General features: G+C 69.0%; 16 protein-coding genes, 1 tRNA gene and 1 pseudogene. 10 read left to right on the top strand and 8 right to left on the bottom strand.

Annotation, left to right across the window (positions count from 1 at the left end; all coding sequences use genetic code 11):
* The first annotated feature begins 66 nt into the window (after nt 1-66).
* Nucleotides 67-151: transfer RNA gene (locus IHV25_RS06325), tRNA-Leu, on the top strand.
* Nucleotides 152-794: 643 nt separating this feature from the next.
* Nucleotides 795-2,489, top strand: a complete 1,695-nt coding sequence (locus tag IHV25_RS06320; RefSeq protein ID WP_192534272.1) for a nitrite/sulfite reductase — start codon at nt 795-797, stop codon at nt 2,487-2,489.
* On the opposite strand, the gene IHV25_RS06315 is transcribed toward IHV25_RS06320, so the two are convergent.
* The gene (locus tag IHV25_RS06315) at nt 2,490-3,449 is read right to left on the bottom strand and encodes an NAD(P)-dependent oxidoreductase (protein WP_192534271.1); all 960 of its coding nucleotides are present in this window, start codon (nt 3,447-3,449) and stop codon (nt 2,490-2,492) included.
* Nucleotides 3,450-4,297: 848 nt separating this feature from the next.
* On the opposite strand from IHV25_RS06315, the gene IHV25_RS06310 reads away from it, so the two are divergent.
* Nucleotides 4,298-4,534, top strand: a complete 237-nt coding sequence (locus IHV25_RS06310; RefSeq protein ID WP_192534270.1) for a helix-turn-helix domain-containing protein — start codon at nt 4,298-4,300, stop codon at nt 4,532-4,534.
* Nucleotides 4,535-4,659: 125 nt separating this feature from the next.
* Here the strand turns inward: IHV25_RS06310 and IHV25_RS10320 are convergent, their stop codons facing one another.
* The 3 genes from IHV25_RS10320 to IHV25_RS06295 all read right to left on the bottom strand — a co-directional run bounded on the left by IHV25_RS10320 (nt 4,660) and on the right by IHV25_RS06295 (nt 7,562).
* Complete coding sequence (locus IHV25_RS10320) at nt 4,660-5,325, bottom strand: hypothetical protein (protein WP_197974978.1); 666 nt, start codon at nt 5,323-5,325, stop codon at nt 4,660-4,662.
* An 85-nt stretch (nt 5,326-5,410) separates the two neighbouring features.
* Nucleotides 5,411-6,592 (bottom strand): MFS transporter, encoded by a 1,182-nt coding sequence (locus IHV25_RS06300; RefSeq protein ID WP_192534269.1) that lies wholly within the window; start codon nt 6,590-6,592, stop codon nt 5,411-5,413.
* Between the two features lie 421 nt (nt 6,593-7,013).
* Entirely contained in the window at nt 7,014-7,562 is a 549-nt protein-coding gene (locus IHV25_RS06295; protein WP_192534268.1) for a MarR family winged helix-turn-helix transcriptional regulator, read from the bottom strand.
* Nucleotides 7,563-7,806: 244 nt separating this feature from the next.
* On the opposite strand from IHV25_RS06295, the gene IHV25_RS06290 reads away from it, so the two are divergent.
* On the top strand, nt 7,807-8,670 hold the full coding sequence (locus IHV25_RS06290) for a 23S rRNA (adenine(2030)-N(6))-methyltransferase RlmJ (RefSeq protein ID WP_192534267.1): 864 nt from the start codon (nt 7,807-7,809) through the stop codon (nt 8,668-8,670).
* 102 nt (nt 8,671-8,772) lie between these two features.
* Here the strand turns inward: IHV25_RS06290 and htpG are convergent, their stop codons facing one another.
* Complete coding sequence (gene htpG, locus IHV25_RS06285; RefSeq protein ID WP_192534266.1) at nt 8,773-10,707, bottom strand: molecular chaperone HtpG; 1,935 nt, start codon at nt 10,705-10,707, stop codon at nt 8,773-8,775.
* Nucleotides 10,708-10,955: 248 nt separating this feature from the next.
* Here htpG and cysD point away from each other — a divergent pair, with 248 nt between their 5' ends.
* Both cysD and cysC read left to right on the top strand, forming a co-directional pair.
* Nucleotides 10,956-11,870: a sulfate adenylyltransferase subunit CysD gene (gene cysD / locus IHV25_RS06280; RefSeq protein ID WP_192534265.1), complete on the top strand. Its 915-nt coding sequence runs from the start codon at nt 10,956-10,958 to the stop codon at nt 11,868-11,870.
* Nucleotides 11,870-13,798 (top strand): adenylyl-sulfate kinase, encoded by a 1,929-nt coding sequence (cysC, locus tag IHV25_RS06275; protein ID WP_192534264.1) that lies wholly within the window; start codon nt 11,870-11,872, stop codon nt 13,796-13,798. The genes cysD and cysC overlap by 1 nt, the downstream gene beginning before the upstream one ends.
* A gap of 368 nt (nt 13,799-14,166) precedes the next feature.
* Here cysC and IHV25_RS06270 read toward each other — a convergent pair whose 3' ends face one another.
* From IHV25_RS06270 to IHV25_RS10720, 3 genes and pseudogenes are all read right to left on the bottom strand, one after another.
* Entirely contained in the window at nt 14,167-15,957 is a 1,791-nt protein-coding gene (locus tag IHV25_RS06270; RefSeq protein ID WP_192534263.1) for an OmpA family protein, read from the bottom strand.
* Between the two features lie 115 nt (nt 15,958-16,072).
* Nucleotides 16,073-17,497 carry a hypothetical protein gene (locus tag IHV25_RS06265; RefSeq protein ID WP_192534453.1) on the bottom strand — a complete coding sequence of 475 codons (1,425 nt, stop codon included), beginning with the start codon at nt 17,495-17,497 and terminating at the stop codon, nt 16,073-16,075.
* A gap of 195 nt (nt 17,498-17,692) precedes the next feature.
* Nucleotides 17,693-17,749, bottom strand: a pseudogene (locus IHV25_RS10720) (zinc-ribbon domain-containing protein); the annotation flags it as partial.
* Between the two features lie 180 nt (nt 17,750-17,929).
* On the opposite strand from IHV25_RS10720, the gene ftsE reads away from it, so the two are divergent.
* Genes ftsE through IHV25_RS06240 form a run of 4 tightly spaced genes read left to right on the top strand, consistent with a single transcriptional unit; the run spans nt 17,930 to nt 21,108 of the window.
* A complete protein-coding gene (gene ftsE / locus IHV25_RS06255) occupies nt 17,930-18,703 on the top strand; it encodes a cell division ATP-binding protein FtsE (RefSeq protein ID WP_192534262.1) in 774 nt (257 codons plus the stop codon).
* Nucleotides 18,700-19,596: a cell division protein FtsX gene (locus IHV25_RS06250; RefSeq protein ID WP_192534261.1), complete on the top strand. Its 897-nt coding sequence runs from the start codon at nt 18,700-18,702 to the stop codon at nt 19,594-19,596. Before ftsE ends, IHV25_RS06250 begins: the two co-directional genes overlap by 4 nt.
* A gap of 16 nt (nt 19,597-19,612) precedes the next feature.
* Nucleotides 19,613-20,278, top strand: a complete 666-nt coding sequence (locus tag IHV25_RS06245) for an ElyC/SanA/YdcF family protein (protein WP_192534260.1) — start codon at nt 19,613-19,615, stop codon at nt 20,276-20,278.
* Entirely contained in the window at nt 20,275-21,108 is an 834-nt protein-coding gene (locus IHV25_RS06240) for a lysophospholipid acyltransferase family protein (RefSeq protein WP_192534259.1), read from the top strand. Before IHV25_RS06245 ends, IHV25_RS06240 begins: the two co-directional genes overlap by 4 nt.
* Nucleotides 21,109-21,550: the final 442 nt, after the last annotated feature.

Genomic DNA, 21,550 nt, shown 5'->3' with positions numbered 1-21,550 from the left:
CCAGGGCCCCCGCAGGTACGCGGACACCGCACCACCCCCGCCCCGGGCGACACGCATCCCCACCGCCCGGGCATGGCGGAACAGGTAGACGCAGGGGACTTAAAATCCCCCGGGTTATCCCATGCCGGTTCGAGTCCGGCTGCCCGGACCAGATCCTCCGCCCCCCCGGGGATCAGGGGGCCTTCCCTGCAAAACGTCCCATACGCCTGATGGTCCACCGCTGTGCCGGTGCGGTTTTGCCGACGAACCGCCCCACATCGCCACACGGATCGTGACCCGCAAGGAGCCACAGAACCGGGCAGGGTCCGGAAACCGGGCACGCCCCGGGCTCCGGCTTTCGGACGAACGCCAGCAAAAACGCGCACCAGAAAGACCTTGCGTTCAACCCGGGCTCACAATACACAAATCCAGTCGGGTTTGTGGTGTTGTTCAGGCGCTGCCCGTGGTCTCCCCCTGTACGGGGCGTTTCGGGAAACGAGCGTGGGCCGGACGTGCTCAGGCACACGCCCCTTCGCGTCTCCCCCTGCTGCGGGACAGCGCTGCGTGATGCCGATGCGCGGCTGCCACCTGTGGGCCGACGCCGGTTCGCCCGCACCCTCCGGATCCGGAGTGACGGGGGCCCGGGCCGGGAGCCCCGATGCAGGACACCCGCCGCCGTGCCCCGGCACGCGGACACACCAGACCCCGTTTTTGCGGATCGACAGGATATCCCCTTTGTCCCTTCGATCCGTTTCACCGGAACGAACCGGCGGCAAAAGCCAGAGGCCAAGCGGGCCGGACAAGAGAGACACCCTATGTTCTACCGTCTTCCCGAGACTTTGACTGACGAACTGGACGCCCTGAAAGCCGCGACCGCACAGGCCGCGTCCGGCGAAATGGAGGAAAGCACCCTGGACCGGCTGCGGGTCGCCTGGGGATCCTACGAGCAGCGCGGCCACGGCGTGCGCATGGTTCGTGTCCGCACTCCGGCCGGGGCCGTGACGCCCGCCCAACTGCGCGGCATGGCCGATATCGCCGAGCGCTACGGGGCGCCCTGTCTCCACGTGACGACCCGCCAGGAGTTCCAGATTCACGACCTGCGCGCCGAAGACGTCATCGCGGTCATGGAGGATCTGAAGGGCCTCGAACTGGCCACCCGGGGCGGCGGAGGCGGAACGGTCCGCAACGTCCTGGTCTCCCCCGATGCCGGTTTTGCGCGGGACGAGGTCTTTGACCCCAGCCCCCACGCCTTCGCCCTGACCAGCCGGATGATTGCCGATCCCACGTCCTGGCAGCTGCCGCGCAAGTTCAAGATCTCGTTTGCGAACGGGCCCAGAGACGGGGCCTATGCCCTGCTGAATGACGTGGGTTTCGTGGCCACGATGCGGGACGGCGCCCGTGGCTTTCAGGTGTTTGTGGCCGGGGGTGCGGGCAACAAGCCCGAAATCGCCCATGTGCTGCACGACTTCATTGCCGAAAGCGACGTCTGGCTTGTGAGCGAGGCCATCAAGCGCGTGTTCTCGAAGTACGGCGACCGGGAGAACCGGGCCCGCGCGCGGCTTCGCTTTCTGTGGAGCGCCCTGGGGGAGGAAACCTTCCGCCAGTATTACGAGGCCGAGTATGCGGGGCTGCTGCAAGAAAGCCCCGCCCCGTTTGTGCCCGGTCCCGTCGTGCCTGTTCCCGACAGCGACCCCTTCGCAGGAGCCGCCGAGCCCGACGAGGCCGAGCGGCTGTGGCGCTCGCGCTATGTGGAGTCCCAGCGCCAGGCCGGACGGTACTCCGTTGTGGTTCCGGTCCCCATGGGCAACCTGCCCAACGCGACCGCCCGGCGCCTTGCGGACTTCCTGGCGCCCATCGGGGACGACACCGTCCGGGCGACGTTCGGACAGAACCTCCGGCTGCGCCACATTCCCGAAAACCGGCTGGGGGCGCTGTTTGCCCTCTTGCAGGAGGAAGGGCTTCCGAGCGACCGGCCCCGCCTTTCGGGGGAGGCCATTGCCTGCACCGGCGCGGAAACCTGCAAGCTGGGCATCTGCCGCTCCAAGGGCCTGCTTTCGGCCATCCTGGAGGCGCTGGAGGCGTCCTCTCTGGACCTGGACCGGCTTGGGGACTTTCACCTGAACGTCTCGGGCTGCCCGAACGCCTGCGGCCAGCACCTGATGGCCGATCTCGGCTTCTCGGGCGGCGCGCGCCGGCAGGACGGGGTTGCGTTCCCGGCCTACACCCTGTTTGCCGGAGCCCGCGCCGGTGTGGGACACACCCGTCTGGCCCGATCCTTTGGCCGCGTTCCCGCCCGCGCTGTGCCGGACTTTGTCGTGGCGCTTCTGGGACTGTGGCTGACCCGCGACGAGGCGCCGACCGAGGCCTTCGGCGACTGGGTCCTGGGCGAGGGGGCAGACGAGGTGGCCGACCTGGTGGAGCGTTACGATGTCGCTCCGCCGTTTGCGGAAGACCCCCTGTTTTACCACGACTGGTCTGCCGACGAGCCGTTCTCCCTCAAGAAGGGCTGATCACCGGGTCGGGGTGTCCACCCGGAGACCCCGACGCCTGACGTCCTCCAGGAGGTCGGCCGGCGGCCGCTCCCCGCCGCGGCACAGCCAGACGCTCAGCCCGCCGTCGTCCAGGGCCTCCCGAAGCTCGGGATAACCGGGGGCGGAGGGCGTGCGCAACCGGGCCTCGCGGCGAAACAGGAAGCGGAAGTCCGCCAGGCACCGGGCATCGGCCAGGACGGTCCGCGCGGCAGACAGCTGGCGCACATCGCGCAAGGTCAGGAGATCCGGAGCCTCGGGGGCGTCCAGGACGAGCAGCCGGGCCTCAGGGGGCGTGGCCCAGGTCTCGGCAAATGCCGCCGGATCCGTTGCCCCCTCGCGGGACAGGGGAACCGAGGTCTCCAGGGAAAAGACGTGCTCCCAGAACGCGGACCACACCCGCGCGCGGGTGGCACTGTCCATCCCGGCCGCCTGAAGCGCCGACCGGACGGGCGCACTCCAGGCCACCGCCTCCCCCAGGTTCCCGGGCAAAAGCCCCTCCAGACGCTGGCGCAGGGCCCGCGCCGCCGCCGGCGCCTGGCCGCCCGTGGTGATGGCCACGAGAACCGGCGAACGGTCCACAAGGGCGCCGAAAATAAAATCGGACGCGTTCGGCTGGTCCACCACATTGACCCACGACCCCTGAGAACGGATGGCCCCGCCCAGCCGGGCGACCCGGTCCTGATCGGGCGAGTTCAAGATCGCAAGGCCCTGCCGGGGGATGTGCGCTCCAGCCTCATCCAGCGGAACGACGTCGGAGGCCCCGGCGTCTTGGGCCTCCCGGACACGGGCGGGCCCGGCGTCGCACGCAAGGGTGACCCGGGCTCCGGCGCGGGCCAGAGCCCGCACCTTGGACAGCGTGGCTCCCCAGGGCGCAGCGGCGCAGGCGACCACCAGGCAGGGCCGGTTTTCCAAAGGAAGAAAGACAGGCAGCACACTCACAGCGTCACCCCCCGCCGCCGGAAGCCAAAACAGTTCACAGGCGGCTCCGCCCGGACGGGAACCGAAGCCGGACGCGAGGTCCGGCAGGCCGTGAGGCGCCGACACGGGCCAGGGAACGCGCCCCCCCGACGCCCGGTCCGTGAGGCTGGGAACGCCAGTGCTGTCCGCGCCGGTCGCCGAGGACGCGCCCCGACCCGGTGTTTGGCAAACCCGGGTCCGGAGCCGCAGCGGGCGCCTTGCGCGCCGGGCTCGCGGTGTCGTGCCTCTGATGGAGCGTGTGTGTGCAAATCGCGATGTCGCTTCTCAAGGTTAGGGGGGCCTGTGTGCGGGTGGACTGTGGCCCCTCCGCCGCGAACCTGCCTCGCACGACCGGGCCCGACGCGGCCTCCCCATCACGGGGCCGGGGCGGTCCGCAACACCGGGCCCTTTCGGAAGGGCGCGGTGCAGGATCCACGGTGCACTGTGTCCCCCCGGAGATGTCCGGCTGGTCCGGTTCCGGCGCCCGGGGGATAGTAGTGCAGGTTTCCGCGTCTGGAAAGGCCGCACCGGAAAAGCGCCCGGCCCGGCCCCGAATAGTGTTTTGAAAACGAACACGTTTTGCTATTGAAGCCCCCGGAAAACATCTCGGGTGTGTCGGGCCGCGGATCCGGACTGTGGGTGATCCCTCACGGCAGATGCCCCGGGATGAACCACGTTGGTCCCGCCGTGGTTCGGCTCCGGATGACGGGCGTGAGCGCCGGAACCCGCCCCCCGGGGCCCGGGGAGCGGGCCGAGCCCTCCGGGATCTGACGAACACGGCGGCGATGGTCTCGCGCGCGCCTTCCTCAACCTGTTTTCAAGGAATTCCCATGACCGATCACCCGCCCGAAGCCCCCGTCCCGTCCTATGACCTGAAGGCATGGCGGAAAATCAACCGGCTGACCCAGGACCAGGCGGCGTTTCTCTTCGGGATAACCCGGAGAGGTTATGGAAAACTCGAAAAGAACCCGGAAACGGACGCGCGGACCCGCTACGCCGCCCTGTACCTTCAGGAGCACCCGGAGGAGATTATGGAGCGGCTGAAGACCTTCCAGCCCTCGCAGTAGGATCTCAGTTCCAGGAGCCCCCGAAGCCGGTTGTCGTCGGGGCGGGGCGCAAACACACCCCGCCACTGGGACGACAAACGGCTACCGGACCGGCAAACGGCCATCCGTTCAGCCGGACCACACCATCAGCCGGACCGCTCATTCAGCCAGTTGTCGTGAAGCCACTTTTCCGTCTGGCGGTGTCCGGGAAAGGCGATCCAGACAATATCGCGCTCGAAGACCATGGGTGTGCGATCGCCGCCGACGATCACCCAGAACCACGTGCCGTCCGCAAGGTTCCGGGCCTTCACCTTCATGCCAGTCACGGTGACCGTGGTCTCCGCGCCCCCTGTGCGATCAACGATGGTCTCGTCATGGGGCTCGATCCAGCTGATTTTCATGGTGGGCAACAGGTCCGGAGCATGGTCCGCAAGAAAAGCGCGGGCGATGTTCTCGGTCTCCTCACGGTCGGGAAGAGGCTCTCCGGCCAGGTCCAGGGACAGGCGGGCGAAGCCTTTCAGGCGACCGTCAGGCGCGTGGAGAACACTGATATGCTCTCCGAAAAGGCCCGCGTTGCGTCCATCGGAGCGCTCATGGCGCGTCAGCTCGGCGGGATTGCCGTCGATCAGGACCGAGGTCCGCCGGACTTCCCGGTGGCTGTCCATGGGGAGGAATGTCGGTGTGGGGTGGGCTGTGGCGGTTGTCATGGCAGAAAACTCCCTGGCGGCCGGCCCGTTGGCGGCGGCAGTGATGGAAAGGGAAGGCGAAACGAGCGCTCCCAGCGTCAAAAGCGAGAAGAACAGAGCTTTCATGGTGGTTTCCCTGAGCTCCGGGCCCGGAGGCGCAACGGACCCGTGGTGACGTCGACGGCGACGGATACGCCCCGGATCCGGTGTTTCAGGCGACCGGCGTGACTGCCCTGCGCTCGAACACAAGGAAGAGCGTGGCGGCCCCGAGAAGGGACGACAAAACAGCGAGCGTGGTTTCAACCGGCCAGCGCCCCAGCGCCTGGGCCAGCCAGGGGCCAAGGCTTGCCCCCACAAACAGAAGGAACGTGTACAGCGAGACGGCAAGCCCCCGCAGGGACGGGTCCACCGCTCCGGCAACACTGGCAATCAGCCCCGGCACGCTGGTTCCGACGCCGAACACGAACAGCACGCTGGCGCCAAGGAACAGGAAAACGTTCGGGTTTCCAGCGACAAGGGCCGCCACAAGAAGGCCGGCTGAGGCCAGCGCAAGACCCGCGATCACAACGCGCCGGGCCCCGAGCCGTGCAATGACCAGCGCGACGCACAGGGGTGCGAAGAACGCCGGAAGGGCGATTTCCCGGGCCATAAGGGGGCTGATGTTGCTGGCCAGAAGGGCAAGGCCAAGATGCATGTCCAGGGCCACATAGAACGCCACAAAGCACAGGAGCAGAAAAAATGCCGCCAGATAACAGCGCCGCAGCCCCGGGTGGGCAAAAAGACGTCCCGCGGATTTCCAGGCGTCGAACATCGGCCTGTCCGCAGCGGCCGGGCTCTCGGCCGGAGTGCGCAGCAAAGCCAGCGCCGTCACCAGACAGATCACAGCCGAGGGAAGGAAGGCCCGCTCCAGCCCCCAGCGCCCGCCAATCTCTCCGCCAAGAACCTGACCGACCAGACCGGCGGACAGAAAGGCCGTGCTGAGCCAGGCAACGCTCCAGATGCGCTGCTTCGGTGTTCCCCGCTCGGACAGATAGGCGACCACGACCGGCGGGAAGGCGGCGGCCAGAAACCCCTGGGCCCCGCGGCCAACCAGAAGCGGCCACGCGCTCTCGGCAAAGGTCAGAAGGAATGTGACCAGCGACAGCCCCGCCAGTCCGACGATCATGACGGTCCGGCGTCCGATCCGGTCGGAAAGCGGGCCGAACACCAGAAACCCGGCGGCGTAGGCAAAGCCGAAAGCACTGATCATGCCGGCCGCGCCCGCAGGGCTCAGGGCATGGCGAACCGCCAGTTCGGGAAGAACCGGCAGCGGAAGATACAGAAGCGAGACGACGGCCAGGGCACAGAGCACAAGCCACGCCCGCAGAAGAAAGGATGGGTTTGGGGTCGGCATCACGATCGCTCCCTGATTAACAGCCAGACACATAAAAACGAAAAAAAGACAGGGGAATGGATCCCCGTGACGGGCCGCCAGGCCCGCCGCGAACAGCGCCGGTCTGCCGTGAACGGCCCCGGCGTGGTGCTCAGGCTCCGGGGTCGCACCCGGGCCCCGAGCCCCGAACTTGCACCGGGAAAGCCACCGGGAAAGCCACCGGGCCTCGGCCGAAGTCCTTGCGGACCGGGTTCCGGATCCCCTGGAGCGGACCGGGCTCCTGCCGCTCCCGCCCCGAGGCGCGCCCCGAGCTGCGGCACGCCCGAAAGGCAGACACAGCGCGGTGGGCGGCGCGACAGCGGATGCCGGGCGCACGGTGCGCGGACCGCCCCACCGCCAAAGGACTCCCCTGTCCGACGCACGCCCGGCTTCGGGCCGGTTCCTACTGCGGATCGGTCTCCTGCCGTCCGGGCGGCGTGGTCTCACGCTCGGTCCGGGTGCGCCGGGAGGCGTCCAGCTTCGACACAAGATCCCGCAGCGTCGCCCGCTCCGTGGTGTCGAGGCAACTCATAAGGTCTGCAACCCACTGATAATGAAAGGGAAGAGCGACCTCCAGCATGCGATCGCCCTCCGCGGTCAGTTGGACCAGCTGGGCGCGGCGGTCCTGGGGGTCGGGCTCCCGACGGCACAGCCCGTCGCGCTCCATGCGGTCCACGACCCGGGTCATGGTCTGCGACGTGACAGACACACGGCTTGCAAGGGCACCAATGCCCAGTCCGTCCGGATTGCGCTTCAGCAGAATCAGGACAAACAGCTGGGTTTGGGAGATGCCGCAGGTTCTCTGAAGATTGCGCTCGAAGGCGGACAGCATCTCGCTGGTGGCCGAGGCCCACACAAGCCACGTCTCGAGCCCCTCCGCATCGGGGTTCCCGTACCGCGCTGCAAAATCGTCGATCGTTTTCCGGCTGGGCAAATCCCTGAGAGTGAACATTCACGCGCCTCCCTGTTGTTCCGGTATCTATGTAGGTGCCTAATATGTAGCTGTCAACATAAATGATCCGGAACCGCCCCCGGCCAGCCGGCCACGGCGGGCCCGCACAGAGCATTTCGATATCGGTCGCCGGGCGTGGTATAAGGGCGGCTCCCCGGCCTGTCCGGCCCGCCCGCCCGGGCCGCCGGACACCTCCGGACGTGCCCCCTGTGCCGGTCTCCCGGTCGCCCCAAAAGAGAGCCCCATGAACTACGACCACACCTTCCACGCAGGCAACTTTGCCGACGTTCTCAAGCACGCCTGTCTTGTGCTGTCCCTGCAGGCTCTGGGGGAGAAGGAGAAGCCCTACTTTGTCCTAGACACCCACGGAGGCCAGGGGCGCTTCGACCTGGCCAGCGACAAGGCCGGGCGGACAGCCGAGGCCGAGGCCGGTGTTCTCCGCCTGATGACGGCGGCCCGCAGCGGCGGGTTCCCGGAAAGCCTTCGCCCGTACCTGGACGTGGTGACCCGCCTTGGCGCGGCGGGGGAGACCCTGCGCGCCTACCCGGGAAGCCCCCTGATCGCCCGGACCCTCATGCGTGCGAACGACCGCCTGTGGGTGGCGGAGCGCCATCCGGTGTTCTTCCGCGCCCTTCGAGCCCTTCTCGGGCGCGCCCCCAACACCCGGATCGAGGAAACGGACGGGTATGCCTTCCTGAAGGCGTCCCTCCCCCCGGCCGAGCGCCGTGGGCTGGTCCTGATCGATCCGCCGTTCGAGAAAAAGGATGAGTTCGAGACCCTGGCCCGCTTCCTGGCCCAGGCCCTGCGGCGCTGGAAGATCGGGCGCTACCTGATCTGGTTCCCCATCAAGAACGAGGACGCCGTGCTGGCGTTTCAGGAAAAGGCCTTCGGATTTGGCGTGCCTGCCCTCATGGCCCGCCTGCGGATCCTGCCCGAGACCGCGCCGGGCATGGGGGAAACGGGGCTTCTGGCACTCAATCCGCCCTTTGCCCTGCAAAAGGCCCTGCCGGAGATCCTGCCGTTCCTGGCGGAGTGCCTGGGGCAGGATGGCGCGGGCACCTGGTCGCTCGAGGAGCACCTTCTGGGGGATGCCCCGGCGGGAGCGTGAGCAAAGCCTTCGGAAGGGATCGGGGGGCCCGTGTCAGGCCCCCCGGATCCGGTCTTTCGGAAAGGCCCGCCCGTCAGGCGGGCCCCTTCGTGAGCGCCCGGGTCAGGCAAGGCCCTTCGTGAGCGCCTGGGTCAGGCGACGGGCAAAGGCGATGGGATCCGCCGGGGCCTCGCCCTCCAGGATCAGCGCCTGATCGTAAAGAAGCAGAGCGGTCTCGGTCACATCCTCGCCGGGAACGGGCTCCTTTTCCAGGCGCTCGGACAGGGCGCGAATCACCGGATGGCGGGGGTTGATCTCCAGCACCCGCTCGTCCGGCAGCACGCTGTCCTGGTTCGCGCGGGCCAGCAGCTTGCGCAGGTGCGGGCTGATGGACCCCTCCTTCGGCACCAGAACCACCGGGCTGTCCGTCAGCAGGGAGGACACCCGCACATCCGCCACCCGGTCTTCCAGAACCGTGCGCAGGGCGGCCACCAGGTGATCACGGGCGCTGCCGTCCACACCGGCTCCGGTTTCCGGGGCGGCTTCGGCCTCGTCCGCACCGCCCACCAGGGGAAGGGCGTCCAGATCGCTGCCCGCCTCGCCGACCGAGCGCAGGGGCGTTCCCTCGACCTCGCGCATGGCGGCAACCCAGAACTCGTCGATGGGATCGGTCAGCAGAAGCACCTCCACGCCGCGGGCCCGGAAGCCCTCGACCTGGGGGCTGCGCGACAGGGTGTCGGCCCCGTCGCCGGTCAGATAGTAGACGGCCTTCTGGCCCTCCCGCATACGCCCGATGACGGTCTCGATGGACACGGGCTCGGACCCGGCGGTGGTGCGGAAGCGGGCCAGCTTCAGGATCTCGTCCTTGCGCTCGAAGTCCTCGTAGATACCCTCCTTGAGGATGGGGCCGAAGGTGTTCCAGAACCCGAGGTACCCGGCCTCGTCCTCGCGGGCGCGGCGGCCCAGCTCGTCGAGCAGGCGCCGGGTCAGGGTCGAGCGGACCTTGCGCAGACGCGGATCCTGCTGGATCAGCTCGCGGCTGACGTTCAAGGAAAGGTCCGAGGAATCCACGACGCCCCGAACAAAGCGCAGGTAGGACGGCAGCAGGCTCTCGCAGTCGTCGGTGATGAACACCCGGTTCACGTAAAGCTTCAGGCGCGGGGTGCGCTCGGTCGTGTACAGGTCGAAGGGCGCCTCGGTCGGCACGAACAGCAGGGCCGAGTACTCCAGCACGCCCTCGGCCCGGAAATGGAGGGTCATCCAGGGGTCGTCGTAGGCGTGGGAGACATGGCGGTAGAAGGCCGTGTACTGCTCGGGCGTGATCGTGTCCTTTGAGCGCATCCACAGGGCGTTGGCGGCGTTCAGGGTGTCGGAGGCCTCCTTGCCCTCGTCGTCGCGCCCCTCGAACACGACGGGGATGGCGATGTGGTCCGAGTACATCCGCACGATGGAGCGCAGGCGGCTTTCCTCCAGGAACTCCCGGGCGTCCTCGCGCATGTGCAAGATGATGGTCGTCCCCCGGGGGTAGCCCGACCCCTCGGTCACCGTGTAGGACCCGGTTCCCGAGGACGACCAGCGCCAGCACTCGTCCTCGCCCGCGTGACGGGTCAGGACGTCCACCCGCTCCGCCACCATGAAGGCCGAGTAGAAGCCCACGCCAAACTGGCCGATCAGCGAGAAGTCCGGGCTTTCGTCCGCCTTGCGGGTTTTCAGGATTTCCCCGAAGGCCCGGGTGCCCGAGTGGGCAATAGTGCCCAGGTTCGCGATCAGCTCCTGGCGGTTCATGCCAATCCCGTTGTCGGTGATGGCCAGGGTGCCCGCCTCCGTATCGACCCGCAGGGCGATCCGGAACTCGGCATCTCCGCCCAGAAGCTCGGGGCGGGTCAGGCTTTCGTAGCGCAGCTTGTCGCACGCGTCGGACGCGTTGGAGATGAGCTCGCGCAGGAAAATCTGCCGGTCGGAATAAAGGGAGTGAACGACGATATCAAGAAGCTGGGAGACCTCGGCCTGAAACGCCAACGTCTCTTCGCCGGAGGCCTGAAGAGTGTCTTCCGTCATAACACCTGTCCGGTAGAGGGGTTGAAAACCGGGAGAATTTGCAAGCTTTTATATGAGACAGCAGGCCCCCGAACTCAAGCATTTTGACAGCCCGGCACCCGCCCGGACGGGGCCTCCCACACGCCCCGCGCCTCACGGAAGCGCCTTGCACGTCGCACCCGGCTGTCGTACTTTGCGAGCACCGCACCGCCCGGGTTCTCCCCGTGTGCACCGGCGCCTGTGCCGGTTCGCTGCCCGCGGCCGTCTCCATGGAGTGCCCCGTGCCCGAGCTCACCCACCTGGACCGCCTGGAATCGGAAAGCATCCACATTCTGCGCGAGACCGCTGCCCAGTTCCGCAATCCGGTGCTTCTCTATTCGATTGGCAAGGACTCGTCGGTGCTTCTGCACCTGGCGCTGAAGGCCTTTTACCCGGGCAAGCCCCCGTTCCGGCTGATGCACGTGGACACGCTGTGGAAGTTCCGGGACATGATCGCCTTCCGGGACCGCCGGATGCAGGAGCTGGGGCTGGATCTTCTGGTCCACGTCAACGAGGACGGACGGCGCGAGGGCGTCTCCCCCGTGACCCACGGCTCGGCGGTTCACACGGACATCATGAAGACCGTCGCCCTGCGGCAGGCTCTGGACACCTGGGGCTTCGATGCGGCCATCGGCGGCGCCCGACGGGACGAGGAAAAGAGCCGCGCCAAGGAGCGGGTCTTCTCGTTTCGCACCGCGGCCCACCGGTGGGAGCCGAGGGCCCAGCGCCCCGAGCTCTGGAGCCTCTACAACGGCCGGATTGCGCCCGGGGAGTCCATCCGGGTGTTCCCCCTCTCCAACTGGACCGAGCTGGACGTGTGGCTCTACATCGCCCGGGAAAACCTGCCGGTGGTGCCGCTCTATTTCGCCGCCCCCCGCCCGGTGGTGGAGCGGGACGGCGCCCTGATCCTGGTGGACGACGACCGGCTGCCCCTCAGGCCCGGAGAAGTCCCGGCCCAAAAGCAGGTGCGCTTCCGCACCCTGGGCTGCTACCCCCTGACCGGCGCCATCGAGAGCACGGCCGCCACCGTCCCCGACATCATCCGCGAGATGATGGCCGCCCGCACCTCGGAGCGCCAGGGGCGGATCATCGACCGGGACGGCGGCGCCTCCATGGAAGCCAAGAAGCAGGAGGGCTACTTCTGATGAGCGTGACGAGCGATCCCGCCTTCGAGGCTCTTCTGAAGGAGCGCGAGAACCGCCCCCTGCTGCGCTTTCTCACCTGCGGATCCGTGGACGACGGGAAATCCACCCTGATCGGCCGCCTGCTGTACGACTGCCAGGCCCTGTTCGACGACCAGCTGGACAGCCTGAAGGCGGACTCGGCGCGCTTCGGCACCACGGGCCAGGGAGCCCTGGACCTGGCCCTTCTGGTGGACGGGCTCGCCTCGGAGCGGGAGCAGGGCATCACCATCGATGTGGCCTGGCGCTATTTCTCCACGCCCCGGCGGGCGTTCATCGTCGCCGACACTCCGGGGCACGAGCAGTACACCCGCAACATGGTGACCGGGGCCTCCACGGCCCGGGCCGCCGTGGTCCTGGTGGATGCCCGCAAGGGCCTGTCCACCCAGACCCGCCGCCACCTGGCCCTGCTTCACCTGATGGGCGTCCCCGATGTGGTTCTGGCAGTGAACAAGATGGACCAGGTCGGCTGGGACGAGACCGTGCACGCGACCATCCAGGCCGAGGCCGCCGCCTTCTCCCTCCAGCTTGACGGCACCGCCCCCGCGCCCCTGGCCATTCCCCTGTGCGCGCTGTCGGGAGACAACGTCTGCACCCGGACCGGCCTGGCCGAGGCCGCGTGGTATACCGGCCCCACGCTTCTGGAGTGGCTCGAGAACCTGCCCGTCGCCCGCGACGCGCAGGACGACCCGTTCCGCCTCCCCGTCCAGTACGTAATCCGGCCGGATTCCAGCTTCCGGGGCTTTGCGGGCCGGATCGCCGCCGGGCGGGTGCGCCCGGGTGACGCGGTGTGCGTCCTGCCCTCGGGGCAGCGCAGCACGGTGGCGCGCATCGTCACCTTCGACGGCGACCTCCCCGAGGCCGTCGCCGGGCAGTCCGTGACCCTGACGCTGGCGGACGAGATCGACATCACCCGGGGCGACATGCTGTGCGCCGCGCAGGAGCCCGCCGGGGTCTCGGACCAGTTCTCCGCCCGGCTTGTCTGGCTTTCGGACACCCCCCTGCTGCCCCAGCGCGGCTACCTGATGCGCCTTGGCACGGCCACCGCCGGAGCCCGGGTCATGCAGATCAAAAGCCGCACCGACATCGACACCCTGGGGGAGCGTCCGGCCTCCACCCTCGGGCTCAATGACATTGCCCGGGTCAGCCTGTCGCTGGACCGCCCGCTTGCCTTCGACCCCTACAGCGAGAACCGGGACACGGGCTCGTTCATCCTGATCGACCGCCATACCAACGAGACCCTGGGCTGCGGCATGCTGGACTTCGCCTACCGCCGCGCCGAAAACATCCACTGGCAGCCCCTGAAGGTGGACGCCCCCGCCCGCGAGGCCCTGATGGGCCACCGCTCCGGCGTGCTGTGGTTCACCGGCCTGTCCGGCGCGGGCAAGTCCACCATTGCCGACCGCCTTGAACAGAAACTCCACCACCTGGGCATCCACACCATGCTCCTGGACGGCGACAACGTCCGTCACGGCCTGAACCGGGACCTGGGCTTCACCGACGCCGACCGGGTGGAAAACATCCGTCGCTTTTCGGAAGTGGCCCGCCTGATGGCGGATGCGGGGCTCCTGGTTCTGGTCAGCGTCATCTCGCCCTTCCGGGCCGAGCGGACCATGGCCCGGTCCCTCCTGCCCGAGGGCCGCTTTCTGGAGATCTTCGTGGACGCCCCGCTGGAGGTCTGCGAGGAGCGCGACCCCAAGGGCCTGTACCGGAAAGCCCGCGCCGGACAGATCCCCAACCTGACGGGGATTGGCAGCGTGTACGAGCCCCCGGAAGCCCCGGACCTGCACCTGGAAAGCCACCGGGCCTCGGCCGAGGTTCTTGCGGACCGGGTTCTCGATCACCTGGAGCGGACCGGGTTCCTCCAGCTTCCGCCCCAAGGCGCCCCCTGAGCCGCAGCACACCCGGACGCCGGGCACAGGGCCCGCAGAGGCCGCCGGCGGGGGCGCGTGAAGGGCGCGCGGGGCGCGGAACGCCCCGGCGAGCCCCGGGCCCGCAGAGCGGCCCCCGTGCGGATGCCCCCGGGCACGCAGAGTGAACACACACGATCCGTCCGCGCGCCGTGATCCCGACCCGGGCCGACGGGAGCGCGATGGATAGCGTCGCACGGAAGCCGGGGCGCAGGGAGGTGGATGCCCGGCGAACCGGACCCACAGAGGCCAAACCGTCAGGGTTAAAAACGCACGCAGCAAAAAGGGGCGGGCCTGATGGCGCCGCCCCGTTCCTTTGCGAAGATCCCGGCGCCCGAAGGCGCCAGACCCTAGCGGGACATGACAATCACATCGGTGCGGTCCGGCTTGCCGTCCCGGGCTCCCTGCTCGCCAAGAGCCCGGACCTCGATCCTGTCGCCCGGAACGCCCCGGCCCAGCATGAAGGTCCGGATGGCCAGCGCCCGGGTCAGGGAGACACGCCGGGCCCGGTTGGGGCCGGTCTCGTCGTTGGCTCCGGCGTAGGCCTGGATCAGCAGGCGCCGCTCCCCGTTCTCCAGAACCAGAGCCGCAAACCGCTCCAGCAGGGCCACATCGCTCTCCGGAATGGCGGTGGCCTCGGGGGTGTATTCCACAACCGCCTTCGCGACCTCGACCGGCGCCGCAGCGGACGACCCGGCGGCCGGGTCCACGGCGGGAGGCTCGGGCGCCGCGGTCACAGCCGGAGCCACGGGGGCCGCGCTGGATGCGGGGTCGGGCACAAGCGGAACCGGACCGGGGGCCTGGCTCTGCGGCGCGGGGCTCTGCGGAGCGGGACGGGACACCCCGGGAATGCCGATGGCCCCGGTGATCTGCGACGACGACGCGGACGGGGCCGATACCGGATCGCGGTCCGGCGCGCTTGCAGGCGGAACCGCCGCAGCACCGGTTGCCGCACCGTCCGGCGCCCGGGAGGGGGCCTCGGGGGCCGCGCTGCCGGGGAGCGTCATGTCCATGGCGTCTTTCTGATACCCCGGCGCGACGGTCATGGCCCGCCCGGGAAGAGGCGTCTGGGCGGTGATGGACATCCCGGGGATAACCGGGTCGTCCAGCTGATCCAGGGACATCATGCCCATGACAAGCGGCGGACCGGGCTCGTAGACCTTCCGCTCCACCACCGGAGCGGGGGGCGGCGTTTCCGCCACGGGCTCGGGTCCGGCCTCCTGGCGGGCCTTGTGGACGCGCTCGGACGCGGTGCCCGGGACGGCCACCGCCGGCGGAGACACGGACGGGAACAGGGCCAGAGGCGGCAGGGCGGCCTCGCCGTCCAGGAACGGCTGAATATCGGGCGCGGGCGCGGGGGCCCGGGCAACGGGCTGCGACGGCGGGGCCTCGGGAGCCGCCGTGACGGCCGGGGGCGCAACCGGAGCCGCCGGAGGAGCCTCGGCAACCGGCGGGCGGCGGATGGGCTCGGACCGGGGCAGGGACCGGAGATCCGGAACCTCGGGCGGGGACGGCGGAGCAACAAGCGGCGAGGCCGAGGACGGGCGCGACACGGGCGGGGGCTCGGGAGCCGCAGGGGCTGCGGGAGGCGCCGGGGTCGGCTCGGGCTCTGCGGAGGCCGCCATGTCCTCGGGCTCGGGCGCCGGGGCAGGGGCCGGATACCGGGACGCGGCCGACGGGGCCGCAGACGCCGGGGGAACCACGGCGGGAACACGCTCAGCCGGCGGATCGGGGCGCTCGGACACGGTGCGGGGCGCGGAGACCGGCTCGGACGCTGCAGCCGACGGGGCCGCACTCCCGGCTCCGGGCCCGGACGAGCGCGAACGGTGGGCGTTGGGCTGGGATCCGGGCAGGAACGAGCGGGACACGGGACCGCGGGACGGGGGCCGGGCGTCGGAGCCCTCGGGCCCGAAATCGTAATACCCCAGTTCCGACGGGCCGTAGGAGTTCGGGTAGCGTCCGTCAGGCATGAGGAGCCCGCCGTCATTGACCGGAACCACCAGGGACGGGCCCCCGGCCGGAAGCACGGACCGCACATCCGCATTCCAGGCGGCCCCGGCGTCGGAAGGAAGTGTCGCAAGAAGCGGCAGGGACGCCGAGACAGCGAACAGGCGCAGGATGCGAGAGGTCACAACGGTCACGAAAAGCTTCTCCATTATGAGATAACGGAATGTTTTCCGTCGCTTTATAACAGCACTATACTCACGCGCCGGACTGTCATCAAGAACAGTGCGAGCCTGTTGATGGTGTCCTCGTCTATCGACCCTGAGCCAGGGACAGACGATAACTGTACGCCAGTTCGCTCAGATTGAGCATTGTTATTTCAAACTCAACACTCTCTCCGGGCTGGAGCACCTTCCTGGACACCTCGCCCCGGACCCACTGGAGCATCGTGTCGTCCGCCCCGAACACCTGAAGCAAAATGCCGTCCACGGGAAGCGGCGTCGTCTCCGAGGGGTTGTGCAGATAGCCCCGAACGGTCAGGGACCGGGGCTGCACTCCCGGAGGCGAGTTCTCCTCCACCGTGTTCTGGAAGATAAGCCGGTCGTCCACCGCGGACAGCGGCACGCCCAGAAGAGCATAGACCCGCGCCGTTTCCGGAATCAGCCGCGCAATGGGGTCGCGCAGGAGAAGAAACGAGATACAGGCCACGTTGACCACTATCAGGATGGCCGCCAGAACCTCAAGAACCCGCCGGCCCCGAACGGACCGCGAGGGAACCGGGCCGCTGCTGATTTTGGGAAGCCGTCCGTCGGCTGCGGGCCCGGACGCACCGCGCTCCCTGGCCGCATCGCCCGTTGCCGGGGCGTCCGGCGCCGGGGCGGCGTCCGGCCGGGCTCCGGCCCGGGGGCGGAGATCCGTGCGCAACGGCCCGGAGGCTCCCTCCGCCTGGTCAAGAGCCTGCTCCAGCCGGGACAGGGCCCGATCCAGCGGCGTGGCCGGCATCTGCACCTCGGGCTCGGGCTCGGGCTCAGGCTCGGGATCGCCGTCGACAGGACCGAAAAACGGCCGGCGCTCGTCACCGCCCTGCTGGGAGAAGCCCGCATCCTCGTCCCAGGGCCCGCCCTCGAACACAGGGGGGGCCGGGACAGGCCCATCCGCCTCCGGAGCGTCGGAAAAGGAAAAGAAGCTGTCCGCGCCCTCCTCCGAGCCCGCAAGGGGGCGCGGAGCGGGAACCTCCGGTTCCGGTTCGGGGCTGCTGGACAGAAGGGGATCGTTGCCAAACGGATCGTAGGTCTCGTCTTCTCCGGCGTCGGACGGCGCCAGAAGATCCTCGGGGGTTTGGAGCGTGTCGAACTCGGCAAACCCGTCAACCGCCGGCCCGGCAGGCGGCGGGGGCAGGTCTTCGGGGACCGAGGGGAAGGGGGCACGCTCGGCGTCGGGCCGGGTAAAGGACAGGATGTCGTCGGGGCCGGACACGGACGTGCCGTTCGCCGGAACCCGCCCCCCGTCAAAGGGGGCCGACAGGGTCGAGGCCCGGGCACCGGGCCGGGATTCGCCCTCCGACACGGTGCTGCCGGGCAGAGACGGAGACGGCGACGGGGACGGCGGCGCGGGCGGGGGCGGGGCCTCATGGGATGCGGCGGGATCAGGGGCCGCCCGGTCCGGGGCCTGCCAGGGCGCGCTGTCGGGAGAGCTCTCCCCGGTCCCGTACTCGGGCCGGGACGCAGCGCCTGTCATGGCGCCATCCGGGACGCTCTCTGAAACACTGTCCGAAAAACCGCCCGACGGGCTGCCCGACGGGCCAGCCGCACCATGGCCACCAACCGGCTCCGGCGGTCCTCCCGCGGGCGTTTGCGCCCCCTCAGGCGGGAGAGGCGCCTGAAACCAGACGTGGTGACACTTCGCGCATTTCAGCTTCCGGCCTCCGGAACCCAGCGCCGTTTCCGGCACCTCGAACTTCGTCTCACAGTTCGGGCAGGTGATGATCATGCGTTTCTCAGGAATCCGGAGCGAGGGGACTGATAGCAATTCTGTTATAAGGGCTCACCCGCCGCAGTGACAAGCGTGCTGAATTATGCTCTATAAAAGGGGCCAATCGGGATTCGCACGCCGATTTATAGCACATCGCCGCACACGGACCAAGTTTCGCTGACGGAGCACTCTGGTGTAATGAGCATGACAAACCGGGAAACAAGCACAGACCGGTCCCGGGAGCCGGCGGCTGTCCAGTTTGAGAACGTATCCCTGCACTATGAATCCGGCCCGGAAATCCTGAGGAACATCAGTTTCGAGCTCCCCCGCGGATCGTTTCACTTCCTGACAGGGCTGTCGGGGGCGGGGAAATCCTCCCTGCTCTCCCTGGTTCATCTTGCGCGGCGCCCCACCAGCGGCACCCTGAAGCTCTTCGGCGTGGACGTCACCCGGGCGCCAAGGGACGTGCTTCCCGATCTGCGGCGCCGGGTCGGCTTTGTTTTCCAGGACTTCCGCCTGATCGACCACCTCAGCGCCCTGGAGAACGTGGCCCTGCCCCTGCGGGTCGCGGGCCTGCGGGACCGGGACATCCGCCGCCACGTGACCGAGCTCCTGGACTGGGTCGGCCTGCGCGACCACATGGACGCCCTGCCCGCCACCCTCTCGGGCGGCCAGCAGCAGCGGGTGGCCATCGCCCGGGCCGTCATCAGCCGCCCGGACATCCTCCTGGCGGACGAGCCCACCGGCAACGTGGACGACACGATTGCCGTGCGGCTTCTCCATCTCTTTGTGGAACTGAACAAGCTGGGCTCGACGGTGCTGATCGCAACCCACAACGAAGGCCTGGTGGACCGCTTCAACGCGCCCCGCCTGCACCTGGAGGACGCCGCGATCTACCGGATCGGGCCGCCCTCGGGACTTCTCTCGGAACGGCTGGAACAGGCCATCAAGGGAGGGGGCTCGCTGCGATGAGATGGTTCCGCTCGACGCTGCCCATCCCGGACGGGGGCGCGACCAAGTCCCTGATGACCATTGCCGGGGTCATGGTGTTTCTGGCGGTGCTCTGCCTTGCGGGCGCGCTGGTGGTCCAGAACATGATCGGACGCTGGCACACCGAGGTCACGGGCACCCTGACGATCCAGGTCATGCCCCGGTTCGGCGACCCGGCGGAGGCGGACGCCCTCACCAGCGCCGACGTGGACAACGTGGTCCGCGAGGTCACGAAGATCCGCGGCATCCAGTCGGTGGACGTGCTGGGGGAGGCCGACATCCGGGCCCTGCTTGAGCCCTGGCTGGGCTCCTCGAAGATGGTGGCCGACCTGCCCCTGCCGCGCCTTGTCTCGGTCACCCTGAACGAGGGGGTGCGCCTGGACGTGCCCACGCTCCAGACCAGCCTGGAGGCCATCGCCCCCGGCGTCCAGGTCGAGGACCACCGGCGCTTTCTCTCGGGCCTGATCGTTCTGGCCCGGGCCCTGTCCGCCCTGGCCTGGCTCCTGGTGGCCCTTGTGGCCGCCGTGACCTCGATCACGGTGGTCAACGCGACCCGCTCGGCCCTGACCAACCACTGGCCCATGATCGAGCTTCTCCACGCCATCGGGGCCCACGACCACGCCATCGCCCGGCGCTTCGAGTGGCTGGGGGCACGGGCAGCCCTGACAGGGGGCGGAGCGGGGCTTGTCCTCGCGTCGGGCGCGATTTTTCTCATCGGCGGTCTTGCCCGGAACGTTCAAAGCGGTATCATCCCCGACCTGACCCTCGGGGCGGGCGACTGGGTTGCCCTTGCCTCCGTCCCGGTGTGCGCGGCCCTGCTGGCCGTCGCGGCAACCCGCTGGACGGTCCTGCGGGCCCTGAAACGCATGCTGTGAGAAACGGACCAGACCTGTGAGACGGCGCTCTCCCTTCCTGCTGCGGGCGGTGAACGTCCTTGTGCGCACGACCCTGCTGCTTGCGGTGGCGTTCGGCGGAGGGCTTCTGGTCTTCGCGGCCCTCCTGCCCGACACGGTCGCCGCCCCCGACACCCCCACCGACGCCATCGTCGTCCTGACGGGGGGCTCCATGCGGGTGTCCACGGGCATCGCCCTGCTGGCCGAGGGGAAGGCGCGGGCCCTGTTCTTCTCGGGCGTTGGGGAACACGCCACCCTCGAGGAGCTGGAATACGCAGCCGACGACCTGCACGCCGTCCTGCCCCCGGACCTGCGCTCCCGCGTGGTCCTGGGCTACGAGGCACAGGACACCTTCGGCAACGCCCGCGAGACCGCCGCCTGGCTTCAGGCGTGCGGCTACCACAGCATCCGGCTGGTGACCGGCAGCTACCACATGCCCCGGTCCATCGCGGAGTTCCGGGCCGTCATGCCCGACGTGGAGATCGTCCCCCACCCTGTCTTCCCCGGACACGTGAAGGTCCGGGAGTGGTGGCGCTGGAGCGGGACCGCCCGCCTGATTGCCCACGAGTACGTAAAGTTTCTCGCCGCCTGGATCCGGACCCGCCCCGGGATTTTCCCCGGCCCTCCGGCCCCGGCGCCCCATGACGGAGTCGTCTGCCCATGAACCTGTTCCGATCCGCCCTCTATTCGGTGTATTTCGCGGTCTGGTCTGTCCTCTTCTCGCTTCTTTTCCTGCCGGTTCTCGGGTGGGCGAAGCTGACGAAAAACCGCAAGCTCGTGCAGAAGTCGGCCCGGATCTGGACCGGGGGCCTGGTCGGAGGGCTCCGGATCATCACGGGCATCCGCTACGAGGTCCGCGGGCAGGAGAACATCCCCAGGGACGCCGCCATCCTGGCCGTCAAGCACCAGAGCATGGCCGAGACCTTCCTGTTTCACCGGCTCGTGCCGGATTCGGCCTACGTCCTGAAGCAGGAGCTGACGCGCATTCCCATTGCCGGATGGTACCTTCTGGGCTCGGGGGCCATCTCCGTGGACCGCAAGGCCGGCGGCAAGGCGGCCCGCGCCATGCTGAACGAGGCCAAGCAGCGCGTGGACGAGGGCGCCCAGATCGTGATCTTCCCCGAGGGCACCCGCGTTCCCCCCGGCGAGCGCAGGCCGTTCCAGCCCGGCGTGGCCCTGCTCTACAGCCACACAAAGGTTCCCGTTGTGCCGGTGGCCCTCAACACGGGCCTCTACTGGGAGGGCCGGAGCTTCCGGAAGCATCCCGGGACCATGGTCATCGAGTTTCTGGAGCCCATCCCCCCGGGCCTTCCCCAGCGCGAGTTCCTGAAACTCCTCGAGGACCGCATTGACCGCCACTGCCAGGCCCTCCTGCCCGAGGCCCTCCGGAGCCCCCGCCCGAATGCAGAGGATCCGGTCACAGACGGCCCGAAGCCGGACAGCCAGAGCCCGGACAGCACGAACCCGGCCCCCTCCCCCGAGCCGGCCCCCTGACGGCCAGGCGCCCGGGGAAGCGCCCCGCCGGCGCCCCGCTCTTCCCGAACACCGGCCCCGGTCCGGAAACCCGGGCCCCGGGACTGACCAGCCCGCCCCCTCAGGGCCGCAGATGCCCCCGCGCAACACCGGGCCCGGACGCCCCGCCCCCGGCGGCCACACAAACAGGCCAGGCCGGAGGGCGGGGCCCCGGGTCCGCCAAGGGCCCGATGCCTCCCGCACCCTCCGGTTGGGCCCGCACAGCCCCGTCCCCCCTCGGGAGACCCGGCAGGAGCGGCTCGGACCCGGTTCCGCCCGGGCAGACCGGATTGCGGAATTTCCACTCGCTTGCCGCCAGACTTTTTTCTGGACCCACACCCCCGGACGGAGCACGATGAATCGGAGAACGGGACGGACATCCCCGTGAACGCGTGACAGCGGGTGGCAGACCCGGTCCCTTCAG

Origin of the sequence: Phaeovibrio sulfidiphilus, assembly GCF_014861485.1 — a bacterium.
GTDB lineage: Bacteria > Pseudomonadota > Alphaproteobacteria > Rhodospirillales > Rhodospirillaceae > Phaeovibrio > Phaeovibrio sulfidiphilus.
The sequence above is the reverse complement of the archived record's forward strand: the minus strand, read 5'-3'. Positions and strand labels throughout refer to the sequence as shown.